This window comes from Stenotrophomonas sp. YJH_SMC_106-19, assembly GCF_059368375.1.
Genome location: NZ_JCAFRQ010000007.1, coordinates 162,876 through 186,894 on the forward strand (window position 1 = coordinate 162,876; position 24,019 = coordinate 186,894).

General features: G+C 67.6%; 25 protein-coding genes and 1 tRNA gene. 15 read left to right on the forward strand and 11 right to left on the reverse strand.

The genetic code is table 11. The features are described from left to right. Positions 1–10: 10 nt before the first annotated feature. From AC5P5M_RS17400 to AC5P5M_RS17410, 3 genes are read right to left on the reverse strand one after another with little or no spacing between them, the layout of a single operon-like run. Positions 11–463 (reverse strand): DUF3106 domain-containing protein, encoded by a 453-nt coding sequence (locus AC5P5M_RS17400; protein ID WP_053519136.1) that lies wholly within the window; start codon positions 461–463, stop codon positions 11–13. Between the two features lie 3 nt (positions 464–466). Then, positions 467–793 carry a hypothetical protein gene (locus tag AC5P5M_RS17405; protein ID WP_053519138.1) on the reverse strand — a complete coding sequence of 109 codons (327 nt, stop codon included), beginning with the start codon at positions 791–793 and terminating at the stop codon, positions 467–469. Next, the gene (locus tag AC5P5M_RS17410) at positions 790–1,374 is read right to left on the reverse strand and encodes an RNA polymerase sigma factor (RefSeq protein WP_081279792.1); all 585 of its coding nucleotides are present in this window, start codon (positions 1,372–1,374) and stop codon (positions 790–792) included. The genes AC5P5M_RS17405 and AC5P5M_RS17410 overlap by 4 nt, the downstream gene beginning before the upstream one ends. Positions 1,375–1,471: 97 nt before the next feature. Between AC5P5M_RS17410 and AC5P5M_RS17415 the strand changes: the two genes are divergently transcribed. Together AC5P5M_RS17415 and AC5P5M_RS17420 are read left to right on the forward strand one after the other, a co-directional pair. After that, positions 1,472–1,792, forward strand: a complete 321-nt coding sequence (locus tag AC5P5M_RS17415) for an NAD(P) transhydrogenase subunit alpha part 2 (RefSeq protein ID WP_053519142.1) — start codon at positions 1,472–1,474, stop codon at positions 1,790–1,792. Beyond that, entirely contained in the window at positions 1,789–3,249 is a 1,461-nt protein-coding gene (locus AC5P5M_RS17420; protein WP_495206196.1) for an NAD(P)(+) transhydrogenase (Re/Si-specific) subunit beta, read from the forward strand. Before AC5P5M_RS17415 ends, AC5P5M_RS17420 begins: the two co-directional genes overlap by 4 nt. 51 nt (positions 3,250–3,300) lie before the next feature. Here the strand turns inward: AC5P5M_RS17420 and AC5P5M_RS17425 are convergent, their stop codons facing one another. Further along, a complete protein-coding gene (locus AC5P5M_RS17425; protein ID WP_053519146.1) occupies positions 3,301–3,720 on the reverse strand; it encodes a hypothetical protein in 420 nt (139 codons plus the stop codon). A 122-nt stretch (positions 3,721–3,842) separates the two neighbouring features. Here AC5P5M_RS17425 and sufT point away from each other — a divergent pair, with 122 nt between their 5' ends. From sufT to AC5P5M_RS17440, 3 genes are all read left to right on the forward strand, one after another. Further along, entirely contained in the window at positions 3,843–4,394 is a 552-nt protein-coding gene (gene sufT / locus AC5P5M_RS17430; RefSeq protein ID WP_004144911.1) for a putative Fe-S cluster assembly protein SufT, read from the forward strand. Between the two features lie 59 nt (positions 4,395–4,453). Continuing rightward, positions 4,454–5,548, forward strand: a complete 1,095-nt coding sequence (locus AC5P5M_RS17435) for a branched-chain amino acid aminotransferase (RefSeq protein WP_053519148.1) — start codon at positions 4,454–4,456, stop codon at positions 5,546–5,548. Between the two features lie 410 nt (positions 5,549–5,958). Then, a complete protein-coding gene (locus AC5P5M_RS17440) occupies positions 5,959–7,701 on the forward strand; it encodes a S8 family peptidase (protein ID WP_053519150.1) in 1,743 nt (580 codons plus the stop codon). A 120-nt stretch (positions 7,702–7,821) separates the two neighbouring features. On the opposite strand, the gene AC5P5M_RS17445 is transcribed toward AC5P5M_RS17440, so the two are convergent. From AC5P5M_RS17445 to wrbA, 3 genes are all read right to left on the reverse strand, one after another. Beyond that, positions 7,822–8,307 (reverse strand): asparaginase domain-containing protein, encoded by a 486-nt coding sequence (locus AC5P5M_RS17445; RefSeq protein ID WP_053519164.1) that lies wholly within the window; start codon positions 8,305–8,307, stop codon positions 7,822–7,824. A gap of 79 nt (positions 8,308–8,386) precedes the next feature. After that, positions 8,387–8,722, reverse strand: a complete 336-nt coding sequence (locus tag AC5P5M_RS17450) for a DUF2069 domain-containing protein (RefSeq protein WP_065175995.1) — start codon at positions 8,720–8,722, stop codon at positions 8,387–8,389. After that, complete coding sequence (gene wrbA / locus AC5P5M_RS17455; protein ID WP_053519154.1) at positions 8,719–9,312, reverse strand: NAD(P)H:quinone oxidoreductase; 594 nt, start codon at positions 9,310–9,312, stop codon at positions 8,719–8,721. The genes AC5P5M_RS17450 and wrbA overlap by 4 nt, the downstream gene beginning before the upstream one ends. 77 nt (positions 9,313–9,389) lie before the next feature. On the opposite strand from wrbA, the gene AC5P5M_RS17460 reads away from it, so the two are divergent. After that, entirely contained in the window at positions 9,390–10,664 is a 1,275-nt protein-coding gene (locus AC5P5M_RS17460) for a YihY family inner membrane protein (RefSeq protein WP_053519156.1), read from the forward strand. Continuing rightward, the gene (locus AC5P5M_RS17465) at positions 10,661–11,236 is read left to right on the forward strand and encodes a TlpA family protein disulfide reductase (RefSeq protein ID WP_253119338.1); all 576 of its coding nucleotides are present in this window, start codon (positions 10,661–10,663) and stop codon (positions 11,234–11,236) included. Before AC5P5M_RS17460 ends, AC5P5M_RS17465 begins: the two co-directional genes overlap by 4 nt. Before the next feature lie 534 nt (positions 11,237–11,770). Here the strand turns inward: AC5P5M_RS17465 and ppk2 are convergent. The 4 genes from ppk2 to hemA are packed head-to-tail and all read right to left on the reverse strand — an operon-like array spanning position 11,771 to position 16,655. Then, positions 11,771–12,553, reverse strand: a complete 783-nt coding sequence (gene ppk2, locus AC5P5M_RS17470) for a polyphosphate kinase 2 (protein WP_495206197.1) — start codon at positions 12,551–12,553, stop codon at positions 11,771–11,773. A 46-nt stretch (positions 12,554–12,599) separates the two neighbouring features. Further along, positions 12,600–14,306: an O-linked N-acetylglucosamine transferase, SPINDLY family protein gene (locus AC5P5M_RS17475; RefSeq protein WP_065175997.1), complete on the reverse strand. Its 1,707-nt coding sequence runs from the start codon at positions 14,304–14,306 to the stop codon at positions 12,600–12,602. Between the two features lie 5 nt (positions 14,307–14,311). Then, the gene (gene prfA / locus AC5P5M_RS17480) at positions 14,312–15,394 is read right to left on the reverse strand and encodes a peptide chain release factor 1 (RefSeq protein WP_053520283.1); all 1,083 of its coding nucleotides are present in this window, start codon (positions 15,392–15,394) and stop codon (positions 14,312–14,314) included. Further along, the gene (gene hemA / locus AC5P5M_RS17485) at positions 15,372–16,655 is read right to left on the reverse strand and encodes a glutamyl-tRNA reductase (RefSeq protein ID WP_053520284.1); all 1,284 of its coding nucleotides are present in this window, start codon (positions 16,653–16,655) and stop codon (positions 15,372–15,374) included. Before hemA ends, prfA begins: the two co-directional genes overlap by 23 nt. 63 nt (positions 16,656–16,718) lie before the next feature. Between hemA and AC5P5M_RS17490 the strand changes: the two genes are divergently transcribed. From AC5P5M_RS17490 to ychF, 8 genes are all read left to right on the forward strand, one after another. Continuing rightward, the gene (locus tag AC5P5M_RS17490; protein ID WP_180875739.1) at positions 16,719–18,404 is read left to right on the forward strand and encodes a tetratricopeptide repeat protein; all 1,686 of its coding nucleotides are present in this window, start codon (positions 16,719–16,721) and stop codon (positions 18,402–18,404) included. Further along, the gene (lolB, locus tag AC5P5M_RS17495; protein WP_495206198.1) at positions 18,401–19,060 is read left to right on the forward strand and encodes a lipoprotein insertase outer membrane protein LolB; all 660 of its coding nucleotides are present in this window, start codon (positions 18,401–18,403) and stop codon (positions 19,058–19,060) included. The genes AC5P5M_RS17490 and lolB overlap by 4 nt, the downstream gene beginning before the upstream one ends. Next, the gene (ispE, locus tag AC5P5M_RS17500; protein WP_053520287.1) at positions 19,057–19,926 is read left to right on the forward strand and encodes a 4-(cytidine 5'-diphospho)-2-C-methyl-D-erythritol kinase; all 870 of its coding nucleotides are present in this window, start codon (positions 19,057–19,059) and stop codon (positions 19,924–19,926) included. The genes lolB and ispE overlap by 4 nt, the downstream gene beginning before the upstream one ends. A 10-nt stretch (positions 19,927–19,936) precedes the next feature. Beyond that, a tRNA-Gln gene (locus tag AC5P5M_RS17505) sits at positions 19,937–20,013 on the forward strand. Positions 20,014–20,151: 138 nt separating this feature from the next. Next, positions 20,152–21,111 (forward strand): ribose-phosphate diphosphokinase, encoded by a 960-nt coding sequence (locus AC5P5M_RS17510; RefSeq protein WP_495206199.1) that lies wholly within the window; start codon positions 20,152–20,154, stop codon positions 21,109–21,111. A gap of 109 nt (positions 21,112–21,220) precedes the next feature. Further along, positions 21,221–21,841, forward strand: coding sequence for a 50S ribosomal protein L25/general stress protein Ctc (locus AC5P5M_RS17515; RefSeq protein WP_053520288.1), 621 nt, complete (start codon positions 21,221–21,223; stop codon positions 21,839–21,841). Between the two features lie 56 nt (positions 21,842–21,897). Then, positions 21,898–22,476: an aminoacyl-tRNA hydrolase gene (gene pth, locus AC5P5M_RS17520; protein ID WP_495206200.1), complete on the forward strand. Its 579-nt coding sequence runs from the start codon at positions 21,898–21,900 to the stop codon at positions 22,474–22,476. Positions 22,477–22,578: 102 nt separating this feature from the next. Beyond that, positions 22,579–23,670 carry a redox-regulated ATPase YchF gene (ychF, locus tag AC5P5M_RS17525; protein ID WP_053520317.1) on the forward strand — a complete coding sequence of 364 codons (1,092 nt, stop codon included), beginning with the start codon at positions 22,579–22,581 and terminating at the stop codon, positions 23,668–23,670. The last annotated feature ends 349 nt before the right edge of the window (positions 23,671–24,019 follow it).

The window sequence follows — 24,019 nt, forward strand, 5'->3', positions numbered from 1 at the left end:
TCCCGAAGGCCTACCGCGGCTTTGCCGGTGGCGGGTTGTCCCGCACCCAGTCGCGACGCTCCTCCGGCGTCATCCGGGACCAGCGATCGCGCAGGGCGTCGCGCTGGGCAGGGGGCAGCTGGCGCATCTGCCCGAACAGTGCGCGTGCCTGTTCACGCTGTTCCGGGCTCATGTGCTCGAACCGGCGCAGGCCACGGCGGGCCTTGTCGCGCTCTTCCGGGCTCATGGACTGCCAGCGCTGGCCATGGGCCAGCATGCGCTGGCGCTGACCGGCATCGGCGCCGTTCCAGCGGTCGCGCAGCGGGGCCAGCACCGCCTCGCGCTGGGCGGGGCTGAGCTGATCCCAGGCAGGCAGTGGAGCACCGGGAGCGGGCGGCGCGGGCGCATGGGTCTGCGCCAGCACCGGTGCTGCAGGCAGCAGCGCCAGGGCGATCAGCAGGGGCAGGGAGAGATGTCGCAGCATGATTCACTCCATCGCCAGGTCGGTGTCGCCCAGCCACAGGTACAGATCGGGATTCTCGTCGTACAGCGCGCTGTTGTCTTCCACTGCGGCAACGGTCGGTACCGGCGCTGGCCGCGTCGGCACGTCCGGACCGGTGAACTGCACGCCGATGCCCAGCGCCACCACCAGCGAGCAGGCGCTGGCCAGCCACCAACGCCAGCGCCCACGATGGGCTGCATGGGCGCCCTGGCGGGCCTGGCGCAGGCGCGACAGCGTTGCCGGCGACAGCGCCTGCAGAGAATGCGCATGCAGGCGCCGCAAGGCGTCATCGGAGGGCAGGGAGCGGTTCACGGGGGGTTCTCCAGATAATCCTGCAGCGCCTGCCGGGCGCGTGCGAGATGGGTCTTTACCGCGCCTTCGCTGCAGCCCATGGCGCGGGCGGTGGTGGCGCCGTCCAGATCCTGCAGCACGCGCAGGGTGAACGCTTCGCGCTGGCGGGCGGGCAGCGTACGCAGCGCCTGCACCAGCTGCTGGTACTGCTGGTGCTGCTCGTGCGCCTGCGCCGGGGTAGGGCCGGGGTCGGCCCAGTCGATGTCGGCACCGTCGGCATCCTGGTTGTCGCGCCAGAACGGCAGGCGGAAGCGGCGTCGGCGCTGCAGGTCGATCACCCGCCGGCGCAGGATGCTCCAGAACAGGGGCGCCCATTCGCTGGCGGGCTTGTCGGCATAGTCCAGCATGCGCAGCAGGGCATCCTGCACGGCGTCCAGGGCATCCTCGCGCTGGCGCAGGCCGGCCTCGGCGAAGCGGAACGCGCGCGGGCCGATGCTCGCCAGGAACGCTTCCAGCGACGCCGGCAGGGCATCGGTGTCGGCGGTCGGGGGGACGGGGCTGCTCACCAGCACAGGGTACGGTTCCTTGCTCGGGGTCACCATCGACAACGCGTGAGCGCGGCCCCGGTTGACGAGGATGCGCGCCGGGTTCAGCCCATGGTTATGATGGGCCGACGAAGACAGAGCGGGAGCGTTGCTGATGAGTGACGGGTTCGTGGCGCTGTACATCTTCATGCTGGCCGCCATCGCCGGCCACGTGATCATTTCGCGGGTGCCGGTGATCCTGCACACCCCGCTGATGTCGGGTTCCAATTTCATCCACGGCATCGTGCTGATCGGCGCGATGGTGGTGCTCGGCCACGCACAGACGCCGCTGGAAAAGGCCTTGGGCTTCATCGCCGTGGTGCTCGGTGCCGGTAACGCCGCCGGCGGCTACGTGGTCACCGCGCGCATGCTGGAGATGTTCAGGCCGAGCGCGCCGCGGGCAGGCAAGGACGAACCGAAGGAGCCGCAGGCTTGAACATCAGCACCGTCGAACTGCTCGATTGGCTGGTCAAGGCCAGCTACCTGGTGGCCGCCACGCTGTTCCTGCTCGGCCTGCAGCGGATGGCCTCGCCGCTGACCGCGCGCAGCGGCATCCGCTGGGCCGGGCTGGGCATGCTGCTGGCCACCGCGGCCACCTTCTTCCTGCCCGAGCTGCACAACGTGCCGCTTATCCTGGTCGCGCTGCTGCTGGGTGCCGGCCTGGCCTGGTGGTCGGCCGGCAAGGTCGCGGTCACCGACATGCCGCAGATGGTGGCGCTGTACAACGGCATGGGCGGTGGTTCGGCGGCGGCGATCGGTGCGGTCGAACTGCTGCGCTACGCCTTCCTGGCCCATCGCGATACCACGCACTGGAGCGAACAGGCGCTGGCCGACCTTGCCGCACGCCAGCCTTCCACCACCGTGCTGCTGCTGGCGGTGGTCGGCGCCGCGATCGGCGCGGTGTCGCTGTCCGGCTCCGTGATCGCCTGGGCCAAACTGGATGGCCGCCTCGACAAGCGGGTCACCTGGCCAGGGCAGCAGGCGTTGAACCTGGGGGTGGCGCTGGCGGTGGTGGTGCTGGCCATCGTCGCGGCCAGCACGCTCAGCACCTGGGCGATCATCGCCTTCTTCGTGCTGGCACTGGCGCTGGGCGTGCTGATGACGCTGCCGATCGGTGGCGCCGACATGCCGGTGGTGATCTCGCTGTACAACGCATTCACCGGCCTGGCGGTGTCCTTCGAGGGCTACGTGCTGGGCAACGAGGCCTTGATCATCGCCGGCATGATGGTCGGCGCGGCGGGCATCCTGCTGACCCGCCTGATGGCCAAGGCGATGAACCGGCCTATCCGCAACGTGCTGTTCTCCAATTTCGGGGGTGGTGCAGGCGGAGAGGCACAGGCGATCACCGGCGCGCAGAAGCCGATCGAGGCGGCGGATGTGGCGGCAATGATGGCCTTCGCCGAGCGTGTGGTGATCGTGCCCGGTTACGGCATGGCCGTGGCCCAGGCCCAGCACAAGATCTGGGAACTGGCACAGCGGTTGGGGCAGCGCGGGGTCAAGGTGAAGTTCGCCATCCATCCGGTCGCCGGGCGCATGCCCGGGCACATGAACGTGCTGCTGGCCGAGGCCGGTGTGCCGTACGACCTGATCGCCGACATGGACGACATCAATCCCGAGTTCACCAGCACCGATGTGGTGCTGGTGATCGGCGCCAACGACGTGGTCAATCCGGTCGCACGTACCGATCCGGCCAGTCCGATCTACGGCATGCCGGTGCTGGACGTGATCAACGCTCGCAACGTGGTGGTGATCAAGCGCGGTCGCGGGACCGGCTTTGCCGGGATCGAGAATGCGCTGTTCTACGCCGACAACACGCGCATGCTGTACGGCGACGGCGCTGAGGCAGCGTCGTCGCTGGTCAGCGAGCTGAAGGCGCTCGACGGCGGGCATTGAGCCGTAGCGGCAGCGCCGGGCATGGCCCGGCGCTACCCGAATCAGGTGCGATCAGCGCGCCAGCCAGGCGCCGACGGCCACGCCGATCGCCAGCCACAGCCATTCCATCGCGCCATTGGCCAGGTTGATCAGCGTCCAGGCCAGATGCGGGCCCATGCGCAGCGAGGCGTCCCAGGGGTTGAGCCCCATCGAGCCGCCCATCCAGGCGCTGGCGATGGCCCAGTTCGCCACCGCCGCCACCAGCAGCGTGCCGGCCACCACGAGGGCCACGCGAAGACGGCCGGGACCGAGTGTGCCCAGACGCAGCATGAACACCAGTTCCAGAGCAGTCAGCACCGCCATCCAGCCGACCTGGCGGCCGGTCATCAGGGCCAGCAGCATCCAGGCGAGGGGAGCAACAACCAGGCCCAGCAGCAGCATGAAGGGCCAGAGCCAGGTCACGGTCCTGGCACGCGCGGCATTGGAGGACATCGAAGCTTCCTGAAAGTCACCCACAGGATACTGTGGTTTGCCGCGGTGCACCGGCGGGCGCAGGACGGCTGGGCTAGAATGCCGTCTTGCGTGGCCATGGCCACGGCCCCATATCGGTCCCCATGTATTCCCGTAGCAGCGAACCTGTCCACTTCGAACGCGATTGCGAGGCCGTGATGGTCCCGCAGGGCGACACCGTGACCCTGCCCGCCGGCAGCTATGGGTACATCACCCAGGCGCTGGGCGGCAGCTATTCGGTATTCGTCGAAGGCAACCTGTTCCGCATCGCCGGCAAGGATGGCGACGCCATCGGCAAGGAAGCACCCGCTCCGCTGGAACTGCCGGCCGACGCCACCGACGAACAGGTGGAGCAACTGGTATGGCAGCAGCTTCGCACCTGCTTCGATCCGGAAATTCCGGTGAACATCGTCGAACTGGGCCTCGTCTACGAGGTCGAGATCAAGCATCTGGACGAGGGCCAGCGCGAGATCGACGTGAAGATGACCCTGACCGCGCCCGCGTGCGGGATGGGTGACATCCTGGTCGACGACGTGCGCAGCAAGCTGGAAATGATCCCGACCGTGGCCGAGGCCGACGTCGAGCTGGTGTTCGATCCGCCATGGAACCAGCACATGATGTCCGAGGCGGCCCGTCTCGAGACCGGCATGCTTTGACCCAGGGCCCGCAGTGACGCGGGCCCGGCACTACCCGCAACCAGAACAGGAATCCTCCGGTGTCCCAGTCCATCCCCAGCTTCGCCGTCACCCGTTCGGACCACCCGCGCAGCGCTGAAGAGCGCGCCACGATCCTGGAGAAGCCGGGTTTCGGCCTGCACTTCACCGACCACATGGTGGAAGTGCGGTGGGACAAGGACACCGGCTGGCACAACGCCAACGTGCGTGCCTATGGCCCGTTGCAGCTGGACCCGGCAGCGGCCGTGCTGCATTACGGCCAGGAGATCTTCGAAGGCATCAAGGCCTACCGTCATGCCGACGGCTCGATCTGGACCTTCCGTCCGGACGCCAACGGCCGTCGCCTGCAGCGCTCTGCACAGCGCCTGGCGCTGCCGGAACTGCCGGTGGAGATCTTCGTCGAGTCGCTGAAACAGCTGATCGCCGTGGACAGCGCCTGGGTGCCGTCGGCGGATGAGTCCAGCCTGTACTTCCGCCCGTTCATGATTGGCGACGAGGCCTTCCTCGGCGTGCGTGGCGCGCACAAGGCCGGCTATTACGTCATCGCCAGCCCGGCCGGTCCGTACTTCGCCAAGGGCGTGGCACCGGTGTCGATCTGGCTGTCCACCGAATATGCGCGTGCGGCCAAGGGCGGCACCGGCGCGGCCAAGTGCGGTGGCAATTACGCCGCCTCGCTGCTGCCGCAGCAGAAGGCCCAGGCGCAGGGCTGCTCGCAGGTGCTGTTCCTCGACCCGGTCGAGGGCAAGTACCTGGAGGAACTGGGCGGCATGAACGTCTTCCTGGTCTACAAGGACGGCACCCTGGTCACGCCGCAGCTGTCGGGCAGCATCCTGGAAGGCATCACCCGCGAGAGCATCCTGCAGCTGGCCCGCGACCGCGGCATGAAGGTCGAGGAGCGCAAGGTCAGCATCGACGAGTGGAAGGACGGCGTTGCATCCGGTGCGATCAGCGAGGTGTTCGCCTGCGGCACCGCTGCGGTGGTGACTCCGATCGGCCAGCTCAAGGGCGAAGGCTTCTCGGTGGGCGACCTCAACGCGCCGGCCGGCGAAGTGACCATGTCGCTGCGCAAGGAACTGACCGACATCCAGTACGGCCGCCTGCCGGACCGTCACAACTGGCTGGTCAGGCTGGGCTGATCCTCCCGCCAGGCTGTAGCGCCGGGCCCATGCCCGGCTGCGCTGTTCCCCGAAGGCCCGTCCCCGCGACGGGCCTTCGTCGTTTACGGGGAAGGCCGGCCGCCGATGTCGGCAAAGTCATCGGTGGACAGGACATCTGCCCAGTCAGGTTCGTGCGCGTGGCGCGAAAGTTCCTTCATCTTCACAAACCCTCGACCCGGAAAGTCTCAGATCGAACATTTCATGTTCCTGAAAAGACACTGAAAATATTGTGGTGTCCGGTTTAGGCCATTAGCGTCATCGGCACGGCGGATCGTAAGGGGGATCCGCTGGCTCGCCGGACTCCGGACCTCGCCAACGCAAGCCAGCCCATGGTTCGGGCCGGTGTTTCTGCCGATTCCGGCATTCACACCACTAGAAGGGGAAATACGATGTCCCAGGTAACGCAACCGCGTGTGCGTCGAGTGTGGGTGGTCCTTGGTGCTTCCGTTCTTTCATCGCTGCTGCTGGCCACGCCTGCGCTGGCCGGTGATGTCCAGCTCAGCGGGCTGCAGTCCGCGCCGACGCACCAGCGTTTCATCGTCAAGTATCGCGACGGCAGTGCGCCGGTGGCCAACACCACCGCCCTGGCATCGTCGCTGAAGACGGCGGCTGCGGGCCTTGCCAGCAGCCAGGGCCGCGCGCTGGGCCTGCAGCAGGTCCGCAAGCTGGCCGTCGGCCCGACCCTGGTCAGGACCGATCGTCCGCTGGACCAGGCCGAATCCGAACTGCTGATGCGCAAGCTCGCCGCCGACCCCAACGTCGAATACGTGGAAGTCGACCAGATCATGCGCGCGACGCTGACGCCGAACGACACCCGCTTCAGCGAACAGTGGGGGTTCGGTACGTCCAACGCCTCGATCAACGTGCGCCCGGCCTGGGACAAGGCCACCGGCACCGGCGTGGTCGTCGCGGTGATCGACACCGGCATCACCAACCACCCCGATCTGAACGCCAACATCCTGCCCGGCTATGACTTCATCAGCGACGCGGCAATGGCACGCGACGGCGGTGGCCGCGACAGCAATCCCAACGACGAGGGTGACTGGTACGCCGCCAACGAATGTGGCGCAGGCTACCCGGCCTCCAACTCCAGCTGGCACGGCACCCACGTTGCCGGCACCGTGGCAGCGGTGACCAACAACAGCACCGGCGTGGCGGGTACTGCCTTCAATGCCAAGGTCGTGCCGGTGCGCGTGCTCGGCAAGTGCGGTGGCTACACCTCCGACATCGCCGACGCCATCGTGTGGGCCTCCGGCGGCAGTGTCAGCGGCGTGCCGGCCAATGCCAATCCGGCCGAGGTCATCAACCTCTCGCTGGGCGGCGGCGGCAGCTGCTCGACCACCTACCAGAACGCGATCAACGGCGCCGTCGGCCGTGGCACCACGGTGGTGGTGGCCGCAGGCAACAGCAACACCAACGTGTCTTCATCGGTACCGGCCAACTGCCCGAACGTGATCGCGGTGGCGGCCACCACGTCGGCGGGCGCACGTGCCAGCTTCTCCAACTACGGCACGGGCATCGACATCTCCGCGCCGGGCCAGGGCATCCTGTCCACTCTCAACACCGGCACCACCACGCCGGGCAGCGCCAGCTATGCCTCGTACAACGGCACCTCGATGGCAGCACCGCACGTGGCCGGCGTGGTCGCGCTGATGCAGTCGGTCGCACCGAGCCCGCTGAGCCCGGCCCAGGTGGAAAGCATCATCAAGAGCACCGCTCGGCCGCTGCCGGGTGCCTGTTCGGGTGGCTGTGGCGCCGGCATCATCGACGCCGATGCTGCAGTGGCGGCAGCGATCAATGGCGGTGGCAACCCGAACCCGGGCGGTACCGTGCTGCAGAACAACGTACCGGTGAGCGGACTGGGTGCCGCATCGGGCGCTTCGCTGAACTACACCGTCAATGTCCCGTCCGGCAGCAGCCAGCTGCGGGTGACGATCAGCGGCGGCAGCGGTGATGCCGACCTGTACCTGCGGCAGGGCAGCGCGCCGACCGATACCGCCTACACGTGCCGTCCGTACCTGAGCGGCAACAGCGAAACCTGCACGGTCAACAGCCCCGCTGCCGGTACCTGGTACGTACGGGTGAAGGCCTACAGCACCTTCTCGGGCGTGACCCTCAACGCCCAGTACTGAGCCCAAGACCCTCTCCTAGGGCACGCCCTGGCTTCGGCCGGGGCGTTTTCGCATGGGGCCGCGCGGTGGTGCGTGCCGCCGCGTGGTGGTGGGTGCCGACCTTGGTCGGCACTCCGTTCCTCAAACCGATTCGAAGCGGTTTGCGGCAACGTTCTTGCGCACGTGCTGCGGGTCGAAAATCCGCCCGTTCATCGCGATGTAGACGCCGGCCGGCAGCGACTGTACCGCGCCGATCGCGCAGCCGATGTTGAACTCCGCGTCCGAACCGCGGAAACGTGCCGGACTGAGCGCGCCGGTCATCACGATGGTCTTATCCGCGATCGTCGCCAGCACCTTGCCGGTCTGCACCATCGAATCGGTGCCATGGGTCACCAGCACATGCCGGGTCGGCTGCGCCGCGATGGTGGCCCGGATCAGCTCGCGGTCCTCATCGTTGATGTGCAGCGAGTCCTTGCGCAGGATCGGAATCACGTTGAAGCGGAACGTCACCCCCAGCTCGCGCAGGATCATGCCGATCTGCGGATCGCCGATCTGGTAGTCCGACTTGTCGTCGAAGTAGATCTTGTCGATCGTGCCACCGGTGGTGACGACCAGGAGCTCTTCCATCATGTGCATGCGCGAAACCAGGACAGGTGCAGCGGCGCGGGGCCGGGAACGCAGATGATACGGCCCGGGAGGCGCAGCGTCAGCGTCGCCTGCCGAAGCGCGCACGCAGGCCCGGCAGGCTGGCGGCGAAGATCACGGTCAGTGCCAGGGCAATCTCGAGCAAGGCCAGCCAGCGCGTTTCCGGGTGGCTCCAGGCGCTCATCACGCCATGGCTGAACCAGCCCAGCGCCAGCACGGAGGCCCAGAACCCTGCCTTGCGCCAGCCCAGGCGCAGGGCGATGGCCAGTGCAAGCGGTGGGGCGGTGAACACCAGCTGGGTGGCCAGCCAGTGCTTGTCGTTGATGAACCAGCCTGCAAACAGCGCGGCCAGACCCATCAGGGCCAGCAGCAGAACCGTACGCGGCGCGGCGTTCATCGGGCCAGCCGCTGCGCGATATCGGCGACGCGACGGCCCAGCGCCCGCGCCAGCACCGCCTCATCATCGGTCGGCTGCGGGTCATCGGCCGCTCCCGCCACATGGCTGGCGCCGTAGGGCGTGCCGCCGCTGGTGGTGTGGCTCAAACCCGGTTCGGTGAACGGAATGCCGACGATCAGGCAGCCGTGATGCAGCAACGGCACCTGCATGGTCAGCAGGGTCGATTCCTGCCCGCCGTGCATTGATGCGGTCGAGGTGAACACGCCGGCGGGCTTGCCCGCAAGCGTGCCATTGACCCATTCAGCACCGAGTCCATCGAGGAAGTGCTTGACCGGCGCGGCCATGTTGCCGAACCGCGTCGGACTGCCCAGCAGCAGCCCCTGGCAGTCGGCCAGGTCCTGCACGCTCACGTAGGGGGCGCCATCGTCGGGTACCGGCGGCTGTGCGGTCTGGGTCACGGCCGCCACCGGCGGCACCGTGCGCAGCCGCGCCACCATTCCCGGCACCTCGCCGATTCCCCGCGCGATCTGGCGCGCCAGCCGTGCCACCGAGCCACCGCGGCTGTAGTAAAGCACCAGGATCTCGCCCATCGTGCCCAGGTCTCCTCATCGTGTGGACGCCAGTATGGCTATCCTGCGTGCATTCCGCATCGGGTACCCTTGCGCCGATGGAACCTCTGGATACGCTCAACCTATGGATGGAACGCGCGCGCGATCGTGCGCGTGCCGCCAGCTTCGGCCGCTTCCTGTGGCACCGCTTTCTCGATGACCGCCTGTTCCAGGCGGCCGCCGCACTGGCCTACACCACGGTATTCGCCCTGGTTCCGCTGGCGATCGTGGTGTTCGGCGTGCTTTCGGCCTTCCCGGTCTTCGACCGCTGGAGCGACCAGCTCAGCGACTATGTCTTCTCCAACTTCGTGCCCAATGCCGCACGCGCCGCCGAAGGCTACCTGCGGCAGTTCTCGGCCAGCGCTGGCCAGCTCACCGCGGCCGGCTTCATCGCCCTGGTCGTCTCGCTGCTGATCACCCTCAACAGCGTGGAAGAGACGTTCAACAAGATCTGGCGGGTCGGATCGACCCGGCCCAAGCTGACCCGCTTCCTGGTCTACTGGACCGTGCTGACCCTGGGCGCGATGCTTGCCGCCGCCTCGCTGGCAGTGTCGGCACGGGTACTGGCAATGCCGCTGTTCGGGACCCAGGAGGGGCGCTGGCTGGCCGACCTGTCGCTGCGGCTGGCACCGGTGCTGATCGAATTCGTCTGCATCAGCCTGATGTTCCGGGTCGTGCCGCACCATACGGTGAAATGGCGGCACGCCGTCCCCGGCGCGATCCTGGCGGCGGTGATCCTGGAGCTGGTGAAGTGGGGCATCGGTGCCTATCTGGGCAGTTTCCAGTCCTACCAGAAGCTCTATGGCACGGTCGCGTTCGTGCCGATCCTGCTGCTGTGGATCTATCTGTGCTGGGTGGCGGTGCTGCTGGGCGCATCGCTGGCATCGTCGATGGCGGCGTTCCGCTACCAGCCGGTCGAGCTGCGCCTGCCGCAGGGCTATGAATTCTATGGGCTGCTGCGCCTGCTCGGCCGCTTCCACCAGGCGCGTGCCCGGGGCAGGGGGCTGGCCGATGACGAGATCCTGCGGCTGGAGCCGATGCTGACCGACTCGCTGCTGCAGGACCTGGCCTGCAAACTGGAGGCCATCGGCCTGCTGCGCCGCGACGAGCGGGGTGAGTGGCTGCTCGCGCGCGACCTGGACCAGGTCAGCCTGGCCGATCTGTACGAATGCACCCAACTGCGCATCCCGGTGGCGGAGCAGCATCTGCCCTACCGGGAAGACAGCCTGGGCCAGGCCGCGCTGGCGGCGCTGGATGAACTGCGCCTGCCTCTGCGTGAGCGCCTCAAGCGTCGCGTGAGCGATATCTATCCCGATTCCGGAGACACCCCATGACCCGCACGACTCCGCTGCTGCTGGCAGTTCCATTGGCTGTGGCGCTTGCCCTGGCGGCCTGCAAGCCTGCGCAGGACGCGACGCCGGCCAGCAGCCAGCCACCGGCGCAGGCTCCTGCACCGGCGGCACCGCCTGCGGCCGAGGACACGCCGGCCGAGCGTGTCACGGCCGAGTTCCCCACGTTGAAGATGAAGGCCGTCGATGGCAGCGATTACGACCTGGCGGCCCATCGGGGCAAGTGGGTGGTGGTGAATTTCTGGGCCACGTGGTGCGCACCATGCCGCAAGGAGATGCCGGAGCTGTCCGCGCTGCACGCCATGCGCAGCAACATCGAAGTGGTCGGCCTGGCCTATGAGGACATCGAGGTGCCGGAGATGCAGTCCTTCCTGACCAAGCATCCGGTGACCTATCCCATCGTGATCGTCGATCCGTTCGATCCGCCGGCGGACTTCGCCACGCCGCGGGGGCTGCCGCTGACGCATCTGATCGATCCGCAGGGCCGGGTGGCGCACAGCTTCCTCGGCCCGGTTACAGCGGCCGACATCGAGAAGCAGATCGCGGCTGCGAAGTAGTGGGTGTGTAGGCAGGGCCTGCGGCCCTGCACCCGCTACGCGCAACAGCAACAGCAACAGCCGAAGCGGAAGCGGGTTCCCTGAGGGATGGCGGGTGGGCCCGGTTGCGGGGGACGCCGTGAACCCATCCATGGGGGCTTGGCCGCGGCATCCATGCCGCGGACACCCCCGCAACCGGACCCACCCCGCCTTCGACAGTCTCCTGCGATCTGTCGGAACGGCTATTGGGTCAGATCCGTTTTCCTGCGGAAAACGGCTCTGACCCCAATTTGGATTTCGCTATCCGAGAGATTCCATCACGCATGGCGTGGACCTATCAGATGTCGGGAAACTGTCAGAGGTGGGGCGGTGTCGGAGTGCGGGGTGTCAGCCGCATGGATGCGGCTGCCAAGCCTACAGGGACGTACTTGCGGCGTCCCTGCACTCCGACACCGCCCCGCCACCCCGCGGTATGTCTGCCTTTGCCGTTGCCGTTGCCGTTGCTGCTGCCGTTGCTCGTAGCGGGTGCAGGGCCGCAGGCCCTGCAGACAACCCCTACTCCTCGACCGGGAAGTCCTCGATCGGCTTCAGCACATCGTAGTGCTCGCGATGCAGCTTGCCCTTCAGCTTCGGCAGCTCCGGCAGAGGCGCGTCCACGCGGGTGTCGGGCAACCGGTCCAGCAGGTTGCGTACCAGGGTCAGCCTGCCCAGCCGCTGGTCGTTGAAGTCCACCAGGGTCCACGGCGCACCTTCGCGATGGGTGGCACGCAGCATGGCCTCCCGTGCTTCGGTATAGGCGCTGTACTTGCTGCGCGATTTCAGGTCGACCGGTGACAGCTTCCAGCCCTTGAGGGGATCGATATGGCGCTCGGCGAAGCGCTTCTCCTGCTGCTCCTGGTCCACGCACAGCCAGTACTTGAACAACAGGATGCCGTCATCCACCAGCAGCTGCTCGAACACCGGGGCCTGGTGCAGGAACTGCTGGTACTCGCTCTCGCTGCAGTAGCCCATGACCCGCTCGACACCTGCGCGGTTGTACCAGCTTCGATCCATCAGCACGATCTCGCCCGCCGCCGGAAGGTGCCCGACATAGCGCTGGAAGTACCACTGCGTCGCCTCGCGGTCGGTCGGCTTGGGCAGTGCCACCACCCGGCATTGGCGCGGATTGAGGTGCTGGCTGATGGCCTGGATCGCGCCGCCCTTGCCGGCGGTGTCGCGGCCTTCGAACAGCACCAGCAACCGCTGCCCGCTGTGCTGCACCCAGCGGGCCATCGCGGTCAGTTCCAGCTGCAACGGCAGCAGCAGTTCGTCGTAGTCCTTGCGTTTGAGCTTGCCCATCGTCATGCCGCGCGGAAAGGAGGGCCCAGCCTAGCGCAGCGGTTGCTCAGGCGCCGTCGACGCCCTGCCAGCCCTGCTCATGTGCCAGCTGCTGCAGCAATGCCGAAAGGTCGCGGGCGAAACCGGCCATGTCGAACACGCCGCTACGCGCGCGGGCCTGTGCCAGTTCGGCGCGCAGTGCGGCCAGCGCTGCCGGATCGTTGCCGAGCGCACGGGCGGTGGCGATGAACGCCGCATCGTCGGCAACGTTCATCCGTGCCAGGCCCAGGTGATGGTTGAGGCTGCCGGCCACGCGCGCGGCGAAGGTCTCGCCCGGGCAGGTGAGTACCGGGCAGCCCGCCCACAGTGCGTCGGAGGCCGTGGTGTGCGCGTTGTACGGGTGTGTATCCAGGAACAGATCGGCCAGTTGATAGCGGGCCAGATACTGCGGATGCGGCAGCTTGGGCATGAACACCAGCCGCGCCGGGTCCAGACCCGCTGCCTGCGCCGCTGCCCGCAGGCGCGCATCGGCCTGGCCGGGGCCGGACAACAGCCATAGAACGCTGCCAGGCACCGCCGCCAGGACGGCGAACGCCCGCCCCATGCTGCGCGGGTTGAGCTTGTAGCTGTTGTTGAAGCAGCAGAACACCACGCCGTGTCCAGGCAGGCCGCACGCGGCGCGATCCGGTGCCGGCTCGAGCGCGCGGGTGTTGTCCGAGGGCTGGAACGCGCGCGGCAGGTACACCACGCGCTCGCTGTGGTGGGGCGCCAACGCCGCTGGCAGGACGAACGCATCGGCGATCACCGCATCCAGCCACGGTGCGCCGGATGTGCCGGGATAGGCCAGCCAGTTGAGTTGCAGCGGGGCAGGGCGCAGCGCCAGCACTTCCGGCGCGCCGCCACCGCCCCAGCCACGCAGGTCGAACAGCAGGTCGATGCCCTGTGCACGGATGGCGGCAGCGATGTCGGCATGGCGGCGCCCCGCCAGATCGTGCAGCCGGGTTGCCGCCTGCAGCCGCTGGCGGATGCGGCTGCCATCGTCCCGGTTCAGTGCGAACAGATGCAGCTGCAGTTCCGGGTGGCGGCCCAGCTGCTCGAACAGGGCAACGGTCAACAACCCGGTCGGATGTGCGCCGAAGCCGTTGGAGAGGAAGCCGATCCGCAGGGCTCCCTGCGTCCGTACCTTCACAGCGGGCATCGGCCGCACCGATGCGGCCACGGCTGCGGCGCGCGTGCGGGCGCAGGCCAGCTGCTCGGCGGCGCTGGCGTCTTCGCTGAGGAAGGCAAAGGGCTCGATCGCGCCCTGCCCGGTCGCGACAGCGCCGCGCACCTGCGCGGCCAGGGCCTCCACGTCCTGCCAGTCGCACAGGCGGCGTTGCCATGCCAGTCGCTGGGCGGCGATATAGGGTTCGTCGGGCATCAGCCCATGTGCACGCCGGTACGCGGCCGCCGCGCCCTCGGGGTCGCCGGCATCTTCCAGGGCATGGCCCAGCCACAGCGCGATGCCGGGATGCTCCGGAGCGCGCGCTGAAGCCTGTCCCAGCAGCGTCGCAGCGTCGGCGTGCGCACCGGCCATCCATGCCACGCGACCCAGTCGGGCCAGTGCTTCGGGATGGTCCGGTCGCAGCTGCAGTGCACGCCGCGCGGCCTGCTCGCCTGCGCCGATGTCGCCGGCTTCCAGTTCCAGATCGGCCAGCATCACCCAGGCGACGAAGTCACCGGGCTGGCGCGCGATCGCCTGCTGCAGTTGTTGCCGCTGCTGCCAGGCCGACATCGGCGTCAGCCCGCCGACAGCTGGGCCAGGGCATCCACCTGGTGCTCGTGGCTGAGGCGCTGCAGCAGCGGGTCCAGATCGCCGGCGAGGATGTTGGGCAGGTCATACAGGGTCAGGCCTTCCACACGATGATCGGTGATCCGCCCCTGCGGGAAATTGTAGGTGCGGATGCGCTGGCTGCGATCGCCACTGCCGACCTGCAGGCGACGCGATTCGGCCTGCGCGGCGTCCTGGCGCTGGCGCTCGGCGTCGAGCAGCTGCGCCTTCAGGCGTTTCATCGCCTTGTCGCGGTTCGCGTGCTGGCTGCGTTCGGTCTGGCATTCCACCACCACGCCGGTAGGCACGTGGGTGATGCGGATCGCCGACTCGGTCTTGTTGACGTGCTGGCCACCGGCACCGGATGAGCGGAAGGTGTCGACCTTCAGGTCGGCGGGGTTGATGACGATGTCATCGACTTCGTCCGCTTCCGGAATGATCGCCACGGTGGCCGCCGAGGTGTGGATGCGGCCCTGCGATTCGGTGGCGGGCACGCGCTGCACGCGATGCGTGCCGGATTCGAATTTCAGCCGCGAGAAGGCGCCACGGCCGACCACGCGCGCCACCACTTCCTTGTAGCCGCCGTGCTCGCCGGGGTTGTCGGACTCGATCTCGACTTTCCAGCCTTGGCGCTCGGCATAGCGCGCGTACATGCGGAACAGGTCGCCGGCGAAGATCGCTGCTTCGTCGCCACCGGTACCGGCGCGGACTTCCAGGAACAGATTGCCCTCGTCACGTGGGTCGCGGGGCACCAGCAGCAAGGCCAGCTCCTGCTCCAGTTCCTGCAGGCGCGCCTGGGCCGAGGCGATTTCCTCATCGGCCAGCTCGCGCAGGTCCGGATCGGCGCGCATGCCCTCGGCGGCGGCCAGGTCGGCCTTGGCGCGCGCCTCGTCGGCCAGTGCGGTGGCGACCGGTTCAAGTTGGGCGAATTCGCGCGAAAGGTCGCGGAAACGGGTGTTGTCGGCGACCACGTCGGGTTCGGCGAGCAGGCGTTCCAGTTCTTCGCGGCGCTCGGCCAGCGCTTCCAGCTTACGGCGCAGGGTCGGCGTCATCGGTTCTCACGGGTGGGTGGCGGTAACCCGGCGTGGCCGGGAACAGGCGCTCGGCGGCGCGGGTCAGGTCGGCATCGCCGCTCAGCGCGGCCGCGCGCAAGGCAGCGGTCGGGGGGTGCAGGAGCCGGTTGGTCAGGCCGTGGGCCAGCAGTTCCATGACCTCTTCGGCCGGCTTGCCGTTGGCCAGCTGCTGACGGGCACGTTCGAGCAGCTCGGCGCGGGTGGCGTCGCCGAAGGCACGCAGTTGCCGCAGCGGCGCGTGGTGGGCGCCGGCCTGCAGGGTCTCGACGAAGCGCGATACCTGCAGGTCGATGATCGCTTCGGCTTCGGCGGCCGCCTCGCGACGGCCGCGTCGATTGTCTTCCACCGCGCGTTCCAGATCGTCCACGGTGTACAGGAAGGCATCGTTGAGCGTGCCGACCTCAGCCTCGATGTCGCGTGGCACGGCCAGATCGAACAGCAGCATCGGCTTGTGCCGGCGTGCACGCAGTGCATTGGCCACGGTCTCGCGGTGGATCACCGGTTCGCGTGCGGCGGTGGCCGAGAACACGATGTCGGCCTCGGCCAGATGGCGTTCAAGCTCGGTCAGCGGCAAAGCTACGCCGCCATGACGGCTGGCCAGTTCCTGCGCATGGGCGAGCGTGCGGTTGGCGATCAGCAGCCGCCGCACCTTGCCTTCGCTGAGGTGGCGGGCGGCCAGCTCGATGGTTTCCCCCGCACCGACCAGCAGCACGGTGGAATCATCCAGGCGGGCAAAGGCATTCTGCGCCAGGCGCACCGCAGCCGAGGCGACCGACACCGGGTTGGCGCCGACCTGGGTATCGGTGCGCGCACGCTTGGCCACGGAGAACGTCTGCTGGAACAGCCGGTCCAGGCGCTGGCCAAGCAGACCGTGGTCGCGCGCGGTCGACCAGGCATCCTTCACCTGGCCCAGGATCTGCGGTTCACCCAGCACCATCGAGTCCAGGCCCGTCGCGACCCGGAACAGGTGGCGCACGGCGTCGGCATCAGCATGCTGGTACAGGTAGCCCTGCAGGTCGCCGGCCTGGCTGCGCAGCCACTGGTCCAGCGCCTGCGCCGAATCGGCCACCGCGTACAGTTCCGTGCGGTTGCAGGTGGACAGCAGCACCGCCTCGGCGATCTGCGGGGTGTCGCGCAGCGAACCGAGCGCGCGCGGCAAGGCATCGCCGGCGAAGGCCGCGCGCTCGCGCAGTTCCACCGGCGCGGTCTGGTGATTCAGTCCGAGCACCCACAGGGTCATTGTTCAGTTGCTTGCGATAAGCTGCTGGCCATTGGACGACATTTTAAGGCCCCGATGCCGACGATGCCCGCATTGATTCGCATCCCCAGTGTTCTGCTGCTGTCCCTGGCGTGCAGCCAGGCCCTGTCGGCGGCGCCCGCCAAGCCCCCGGCGCGGGGCGCCGCCACCGAGGAACTGGCACTGGAGCCGGTGATGGCCGGCGAGTTCGCCCTGCAGGCCGGCAAGCTGGCCGAGGCGGCGCGCTGGTACCTGCAGGCCGCCCAGCGCAGCGACGGCGATGCCGGCCTGGCCGAGCGCGCGACCCGTATTTCCATGCTGGCCAACGACGATGCCAGCGCCGCCCAGGGCCTGGCCCTGTGGCAGCAGCGCGCGCCACGGTCGCTGGCCATGCGCAGCGCGGCCGGTGCGCTGGCGATGCGCCAGGGCGACGTGAAGGCGGCCCGCAGCGAGCTGCAGAGCCTGCTGCAGGACAGCGATGACCGCGGCTGGAAGTTTGCCCTGGCCGCGCTGGTCGGCGGTGGACGCGATCCGGCCGTGCCGGCGCAGGTGCTGGGCGAGCTGGTCGATGCCAACGCCATCCCGCCGAAGATCGAGGCCTGGCAGGAATTCGGTCGCCTGGCGCTGCGGATGGAAAAGCCGGAGCTGGCACGGCGCATGATCGATGAGGTGGTCAAGCGCTTCCCGGAAGAGCCGCGCGTGGCGTTGCTGCGCGCCAGCCAGCTGCAGCAGGCCGGGCAGACCGATCGCGCGCTGGCGCTGCTGCGCGAGGTCGAACCGAAGACCCGCCAGGATCCGGAACTGCGCAACGCGGTGGCCATTGCCTACGACAGCCTGAACCAGCCGGCCGCCGCCGAGCGGGTGCTGGCGGTAGGGCCGCAGGACGTGCAGACCTGGGGAATGCGGGCGTCGCTGCTGGCCAAGCAGGGAGACAAGGCGGCCCTTTCCAACCTGTACAGCGAGCTGTCGCGGCAGGCCGCCAAACCGGACCCGGCGCAGCGCCTGCTGCTGGGCAAGATCGCGGAGTATCTGAAGCGTTATCCGGAAGCGGTGCAGTGGTATCACAGCGTGCCGGGCGGCGATGAACTGAGCGAGGCCCGCCTGCGGGCGGCGAGCGCACAGGCGCTTGCCGGGCGCCAGAGCCTGGCGCTGGACGAGGTACACGCGATCCAGTCCGATGCCGGCGTGGACGACGAGGTGCGCCGCGACGCCTATCTGCTGGAAGCGGAGCTGCGGCAGCGCGCCAGCGACGATGCAGGTGAACTGGATGCGCTGGCCCGCGGTCTGGCCGCTTACCCGGACGAGAATGCACTGCTGTACGCGCGTGCGTTGGCCTGGGAACGCCGTGATGATATTGCCCGTGCCGAGGCCGACCTGCGCAAGATCCTGATCACCGAGCCGGAGAACGTGCCGGCGCTGAATGCGCTGGGCTACACCCTGGCCGATCGCACCGGTCGCTACCAGGAGGCGCTGGAACTGATCGACCGTGCCCGCGTGGCCGAGCCGGACAATGCCGCCATCGTCGACAGCTATGGCTGGGTGCTGTATCGCCTGGGCCGCAACGAAGAGGCGCTGGTGCAGCTGCGTCGTGCGTGGACCCTGGCCAAGGATCCGGAGATCGCCGCACACGTCGGCGAAGTGCTGTGGGTGCTCGGCCGGCATGACGAGGCCCGCCACTTCTTCGAGGAAGCGGCCAGGCTCGACCCCGACAACCGCGCGCTGCAGCGTGCCCGCGAGAAATTCAATCCATGAGTGTTTCCCTTTTCCGGCCGCTGCTGTTGGCAGTGGCGACCGTCGCCATGACTGCCTGTACGTCGCTGGGCACCCAGAAGACACCGGCGCCGGCCGTGGTCGAGACCGTGTCGGTGGAAGCGGCACAGGCCGAAGCCGCTCGGGTAGCGGCGCTGCAGGCGCAGCCGGAGTGGTCCTTCCAGGGCCGGGTAGCGGTCAGCAAGGGCAAGGACGGTGGCAGTGGACGCATCGACTGGCAGCAGGCCGGGCGGCGCTACGTGATCGAGCTCAGTGCACCCGTGACCCGGCAGAGCTGGAAGCTGACCGGCGACAGCCAGCATGGAGGCGGTCGCCTGGAGGGACTGGCCGGCGGCCCGCGTGAAGGCGAGGACGCGCAGCAGCTGCTGCTGGAGGCCACGGGCTGGGAAATCCCGGTCAACTCCCTGCCCGAGTGGGTGCGTGGGCTGGCGGTTGCCGATCCCGCCGGCGCGGGCAAGGTCGAGCGTGATGGCGAAGGTCGCCCGCGCCGCATGCAGCAGATGGGCTGGCAGATCCAGTACCTGGACTGGTACCCCGCCGAGGCCGGGCGCCCGTCCCTGCCGCGCCGGATCGAAGCCAGTAGCGGAGATGCCAAGGTTCGCCTGCTGGTGGACCAGTGGGGGCAGGGCGCGCCATGAGCGCGGGTGCGGAGGATGCGGGCTGGTCCTGGTGGCCGGCCCCGGCCAAGCTGAACCTGTTCCTTCATATCACCGGCCGCCGCGCCGACGGCTATCACGAGCTGCAGACCGTGTTCCGCCTGCTGGATTGGGGGGACCGCATCGGCCTGCGCCTGCGTGAAGACGGCCAGGTACGTCGGCAGGGTGAGGGATTGCCGGGTGTGGACGAGGCCGACGATTTGGCCGTACGTGCCGCTCGCATGCTGAAAGAGGTCGCCAACATCGACCAAGGTGTCGACATCATCGTCGAAAAGCATATTTCGGCCGGTGGTGGGTTCGGCGGTGGGTCATCCGACGCTGCCACCGTGCTGGTGGCGCTGAACCGGCTCTGGAACGCCGCTCTGGACGAGGACGCGTTGGCCGCGCTGGGCCTGCGCCTGGGCGCGGATGTGCCGGTGTTCGTGCGTGGCCGTAACGCCTGGGCCGAAGGTGTGGGAGAGCGGCTGCAGCCGATCACCCTGGCACCGGCCTGGTATGTGGTGGTCGAGCCCGGCGTTCATGTTCCGACCCCGGTCCTGTTCGCAGCCCCGGATTTGACGCGCGACAGCCCAGTGGCGAAAATAGACGACTTCGCTTCCGGGGCCTTGGTCGGGAACGCGTTCGAACCGGTGCTGCGCCGCCGCGAGCCTGCCGTCGAGGCAGCACTTGCCGCGTTGAGCGACATCGGTACCGCGCGACTGACCGGTTCTGGAAGTGGTTGTTTCGTCGAATTCGCATCGCAGACTGCCGCACAGCAGGGGCGGGCGAAGTTGCCGAAGGAGTTGCGGGCCAGGGTGGCTGCGGGCGTTGCGCGTTCGCCGCTGCTGGATGCACTCGAGCAACACTGATTTCAAATGCAGGGGCGTCGCCAAGAGGCCCAAGGCACCAGGTTTTGATCCTGGCATTCGTAGGTTCGAATCCTACCGCCCCTGCCAATGCGGCTGTGTCCGCGCCTTCAGCGCATCATCCGCGCGGGACGTGGAAACAACCGCGGTGTTGTCAGCAGCAAGGGTCCGGCGTGGTCCTTGCCGCCACCGGATCCCCGCCACTCGTCCCCGCCCGAGACAATCATGATGCAAGAGTCCCCGAACCTGCTGGTCTTTTCCGGCAACGCCAACAAACGTCTGGCGCAGAACATCTGCAAGGAACTGGGGGTTCGCCCGGGCAAGGCGCTGGTCTCGCATTTCTCCGATGGAGAAGTGCAGGTGGAGATCGAAGAGAACGTCCGCAAGCAGGACGTGTTCGTGATCCAGCCGACCTGCGCGCCGAGTGCGGAAAACCTGATGGAACTGCTGGTGCTGATCGACGCGCTCAAGCGCGCATCGGTGAACAGCGTGACCGCCGTGGTGCCGTACTTCGGTTACTCGCGCCAGGATCGCCGCATGCGTTCCTCGCGTGTGCCGATCACCGCCAAGCTGGCGGCGAAGATGTTCAGCACCGCTGGCGCTGATCGCGTGCTGACGGTCGACCTGCACGCCGACCAGATCCAGGGCTTCTTTGATATTCCGGTCGACAACGTTTATGCCTCCCCGCTGCTGCTGGCCGACATCTGGCGCGCCTACGGCACGGAAAACCTGATCGTGGTGTCGCCGGACGTGGGCGGCGTGGTCCGCGCCCGTGCCGTGGCCAAGCGCCTGGATGATGCCGACCTGGCGATCATCGACAAGCGCCGTCCACGCGCCAACGTCTCCACCGTGATGAACATCATCGGTGACGTCGACGGCAAGACCTGCGTGATGGTCGATGACATCGTCGACACCGCCGGCACCCTGTGCGCCGCCGCCGCTGCCCTGAAGGCGCGCGGTGCGCTCAAGGTCGCCGCCTACTGCACCCACGCGGTGCTGTCAGGCCCGGCGGTGGACAACATCACCAATTCCCAGCTCGACGAGCTGGTGGTGACCGATACCATCCCGCTGAAGGACGCAGCGCGGGTGTGCAGCAAGATCCGCCAGCTGAGCGTGGCGGAGATGCTGGCCGAAACGATGCGCCGCATCGCCTTCGGCGAGTCGGTCAGCTCGCTGTACGTGGACTGAGTTTTTCGTCCCTGCCGGCAACGGCAAGGACTTCCCCGGATGCTTCTGGTCGCGGAAGCATCTTCAATCGCCAAGCCGCAGGGCAAGGCAACAACCTGAGTAGTCGAAAATGTCGAAGACCCATGAAATCAAGGTCACCAAGCGTGAACTGCAGCGTAAGGGTGCGAGCCGCCGCCTGCGTCACGCCGGTGTGATCCCGGCCATCGTGTACGGCGGCAACGCCGAGCCGGTCGCCATCAGCCTGGACCACAACGAAATCTGGCTGGCCCAGCAGAACGAGTGGTTCTATGCCTCGATCCTGGACCTGAACCTGGACGGCCAGGTGCAGAAGGTCCTGCTGCGTGACATGCAGCGCCATCCGTACAAGCAGCTGATCATGCACCTGGACTTCCAGCGCGTGAACGAGAACGAAGCCCTGACCGCTTCGGTCCCGCTGCACTTCATCAACGAAGACACCTCGCCGGCCGGCAAGGCTGCCGACGTCGTGGTCACCCACGAACTGAAGGAAGTGACCATCAGCTGCCTGCCGAAGGACCTGCCGGAGTCGATCGAAGTCGACCTGGCCGACCTGGCTGCTGGCGACGTGGTGTACCTGTCCAACATCAAGCTGCCGAAGGGCGTGGAAATCCCGGCCCTGGCGCTGGGCAAGGACCACGACGACGCGATCGTCACCGCCAAGCACGGCAAGGAAGACGCTGCCGACGCTGAAGAAGCACCGGCCGCCGAGTAATGCCCCCGCGGCGCCTGCTCCGGCAGGCGCCGCCCCGGCATCTACAGGAAGATCCAATGGCAGGACTGCGACTGATCGTTGGTCTGGGCAATCCCGGATCGGAGCACGCCCGGACCCGGCACAATGCCGGGTTTCATTTCGTTGAGGCCCTGGCGGAAAAGGCAGGGGCGCGATGGAACGTGGACAGCAAGCTGTTCGGCGAGACCGCCAAGGTCGAGATCGCCGGGCAGACGGTATGGCTGCTCAAGCCTGCCACTTTCATGAACCTCAGTGGCAAATCGGTCACCGCCGCGCAGCGGTTCTGGAAGATCGAGCCCGAGGAAACCCTGTTGGCGCATGATGAACTGGACCTCCCGCCCGGTGTGGCGCGGCTCAAGTTCGACGGCGGTCATGGCGGCCAGAATGGCCTGCGTGACACCATCCGCCTGCTGGGTCACGGCAAGTTCCATCGCCTGCGCGTGGGCATCGGCCATCCCGGCCACAAGGATCACGTGGTGGGCTGGGTGCTGGGCCGCCCGTCCAAGGACGACGACCTGCTGATCGCGCGCGCCATCGACGATGCGATCGACGTGATGCCGCTGGCCGTGCAGGGCGATTTCAATGAAGCGATGAAGCGCCTGAACACCCCGAAGTAGCTGCCAACCCCGGTTGGCACCCGCAATGATCGATTGAAACAGCTTGGGAAAGCGGCGCGCGCGCTGTTTTCCCAATCAATTTCACCCCAGAGGTTGTCAAAGATGGGTATCAAATGCGGCATCGTCGGCCTGCCCAACGTCGGCAAGTCGACCCTGTTCAACGCGCTGACCAAGGCGGGCATCGCCGCGGCGAACTTCCCGTTCTGCACCATCGAACCGAACGTCGGCATCGTGCCGGTGCCGGACCCGCGCCTGAACGAGCTGGCAGCGATCATCAACCCGCAGAAGGTCATTCCGACCGCCGTGGAATTCGTCGACATCGCCGGCCTGGTCGCCGGCGCTGCCAGCGGCGAAGGACTGGGCAACAAGTTCCTCGCGCACATCCGCGAAGTCGATGCGATCACCCACGTGGTGCGCTGCTTCGAGAACGCCGACGTCATCCATGTCAACAACAAGGTCGATCCCATTTCGGATATCGAAACCATCGATACCGAACTGGCCCTGGCTGATCTGGACAGCGTCGAGAAGGCGCTGAACCGCGCCGAGCGCGCTGCCAAGGGTGGCGACAAGGAGGCCGCCGCGCGCAAGCCGGTGCTGGCCAAGCTGCAGGCTGCGCTTTCTGACGGCAAGTCCGGCCGTTCGGTGGGTCTGGACGAGGAAGAGAAGGCGCTGGTGCGCGACCTGTTCCTGCTGACCCTGAAGCCGGTGATGTACATCGCCAACGTGCTGGAGGACGGGTTCGAGAACAACCCGCACCTGGAAGCCGTGCGCGCGCACGCTGCCGCCGAGGGCGCGCAGGTGGTACCGGTGTCCGCCGCGATCGAGGAAGAACTGTCGCAGCTTGACGACGAGGATCGCGACACGTTCCTGGCCGACCTGGGCCTGAGCGAGCCGGGCCTGAACCGCGTGATCAACGCGGCCTACAGCCTGCTGGGCCTGCAGACCTACTTCACTGCCGGCGTGAAGGAAGTCCGCGCCTGGACCGTGCGCAAGGGTGCCACCGCCCCGCAGGCCGCCGCGGTCATCCACACCGACTTCGAGAAGGGCTTCATCCGCGCCGAAACCATCGCGTATGACGACTTCATCAAGTACAAGGGCGAAGCCGGTGCCAAGGAAGCCGGTCGCCTGCGCCTGGAAGGCAAGGAATACCGCGTGCAGGAAGGCGACGTGCTGCACTTCCGCTTCAACGTCTGATCCAGCGGCATCGGATCGACCCCGGACGCCCCGCCCCGAGCGGGGCGTCCGCGTTTCCGGCATCCGTCCCTGCGCTGGACAAAAATTGACCATGCTCTGAAACGCCTGCAGCGCAACGTTCGCACACACTTGTCCACATCAAACCCCCACCGCTTTCCACGCGCGGTGTGGAAAACCCAGCGTGCCGCTGTAGAGCCGAGCCCATGCCCGGCTGATGCCAGCCGGAGCCGAGCATGGGCTCGGCTCTACAGAAGCTTGTCCGCACGCCGTGGACAAAATTTCACCGCGCTTGGAAACGCCTGCGCGACAACGCTCTCACCCACTTGTCCACATCAAGTTCCCATTGCCT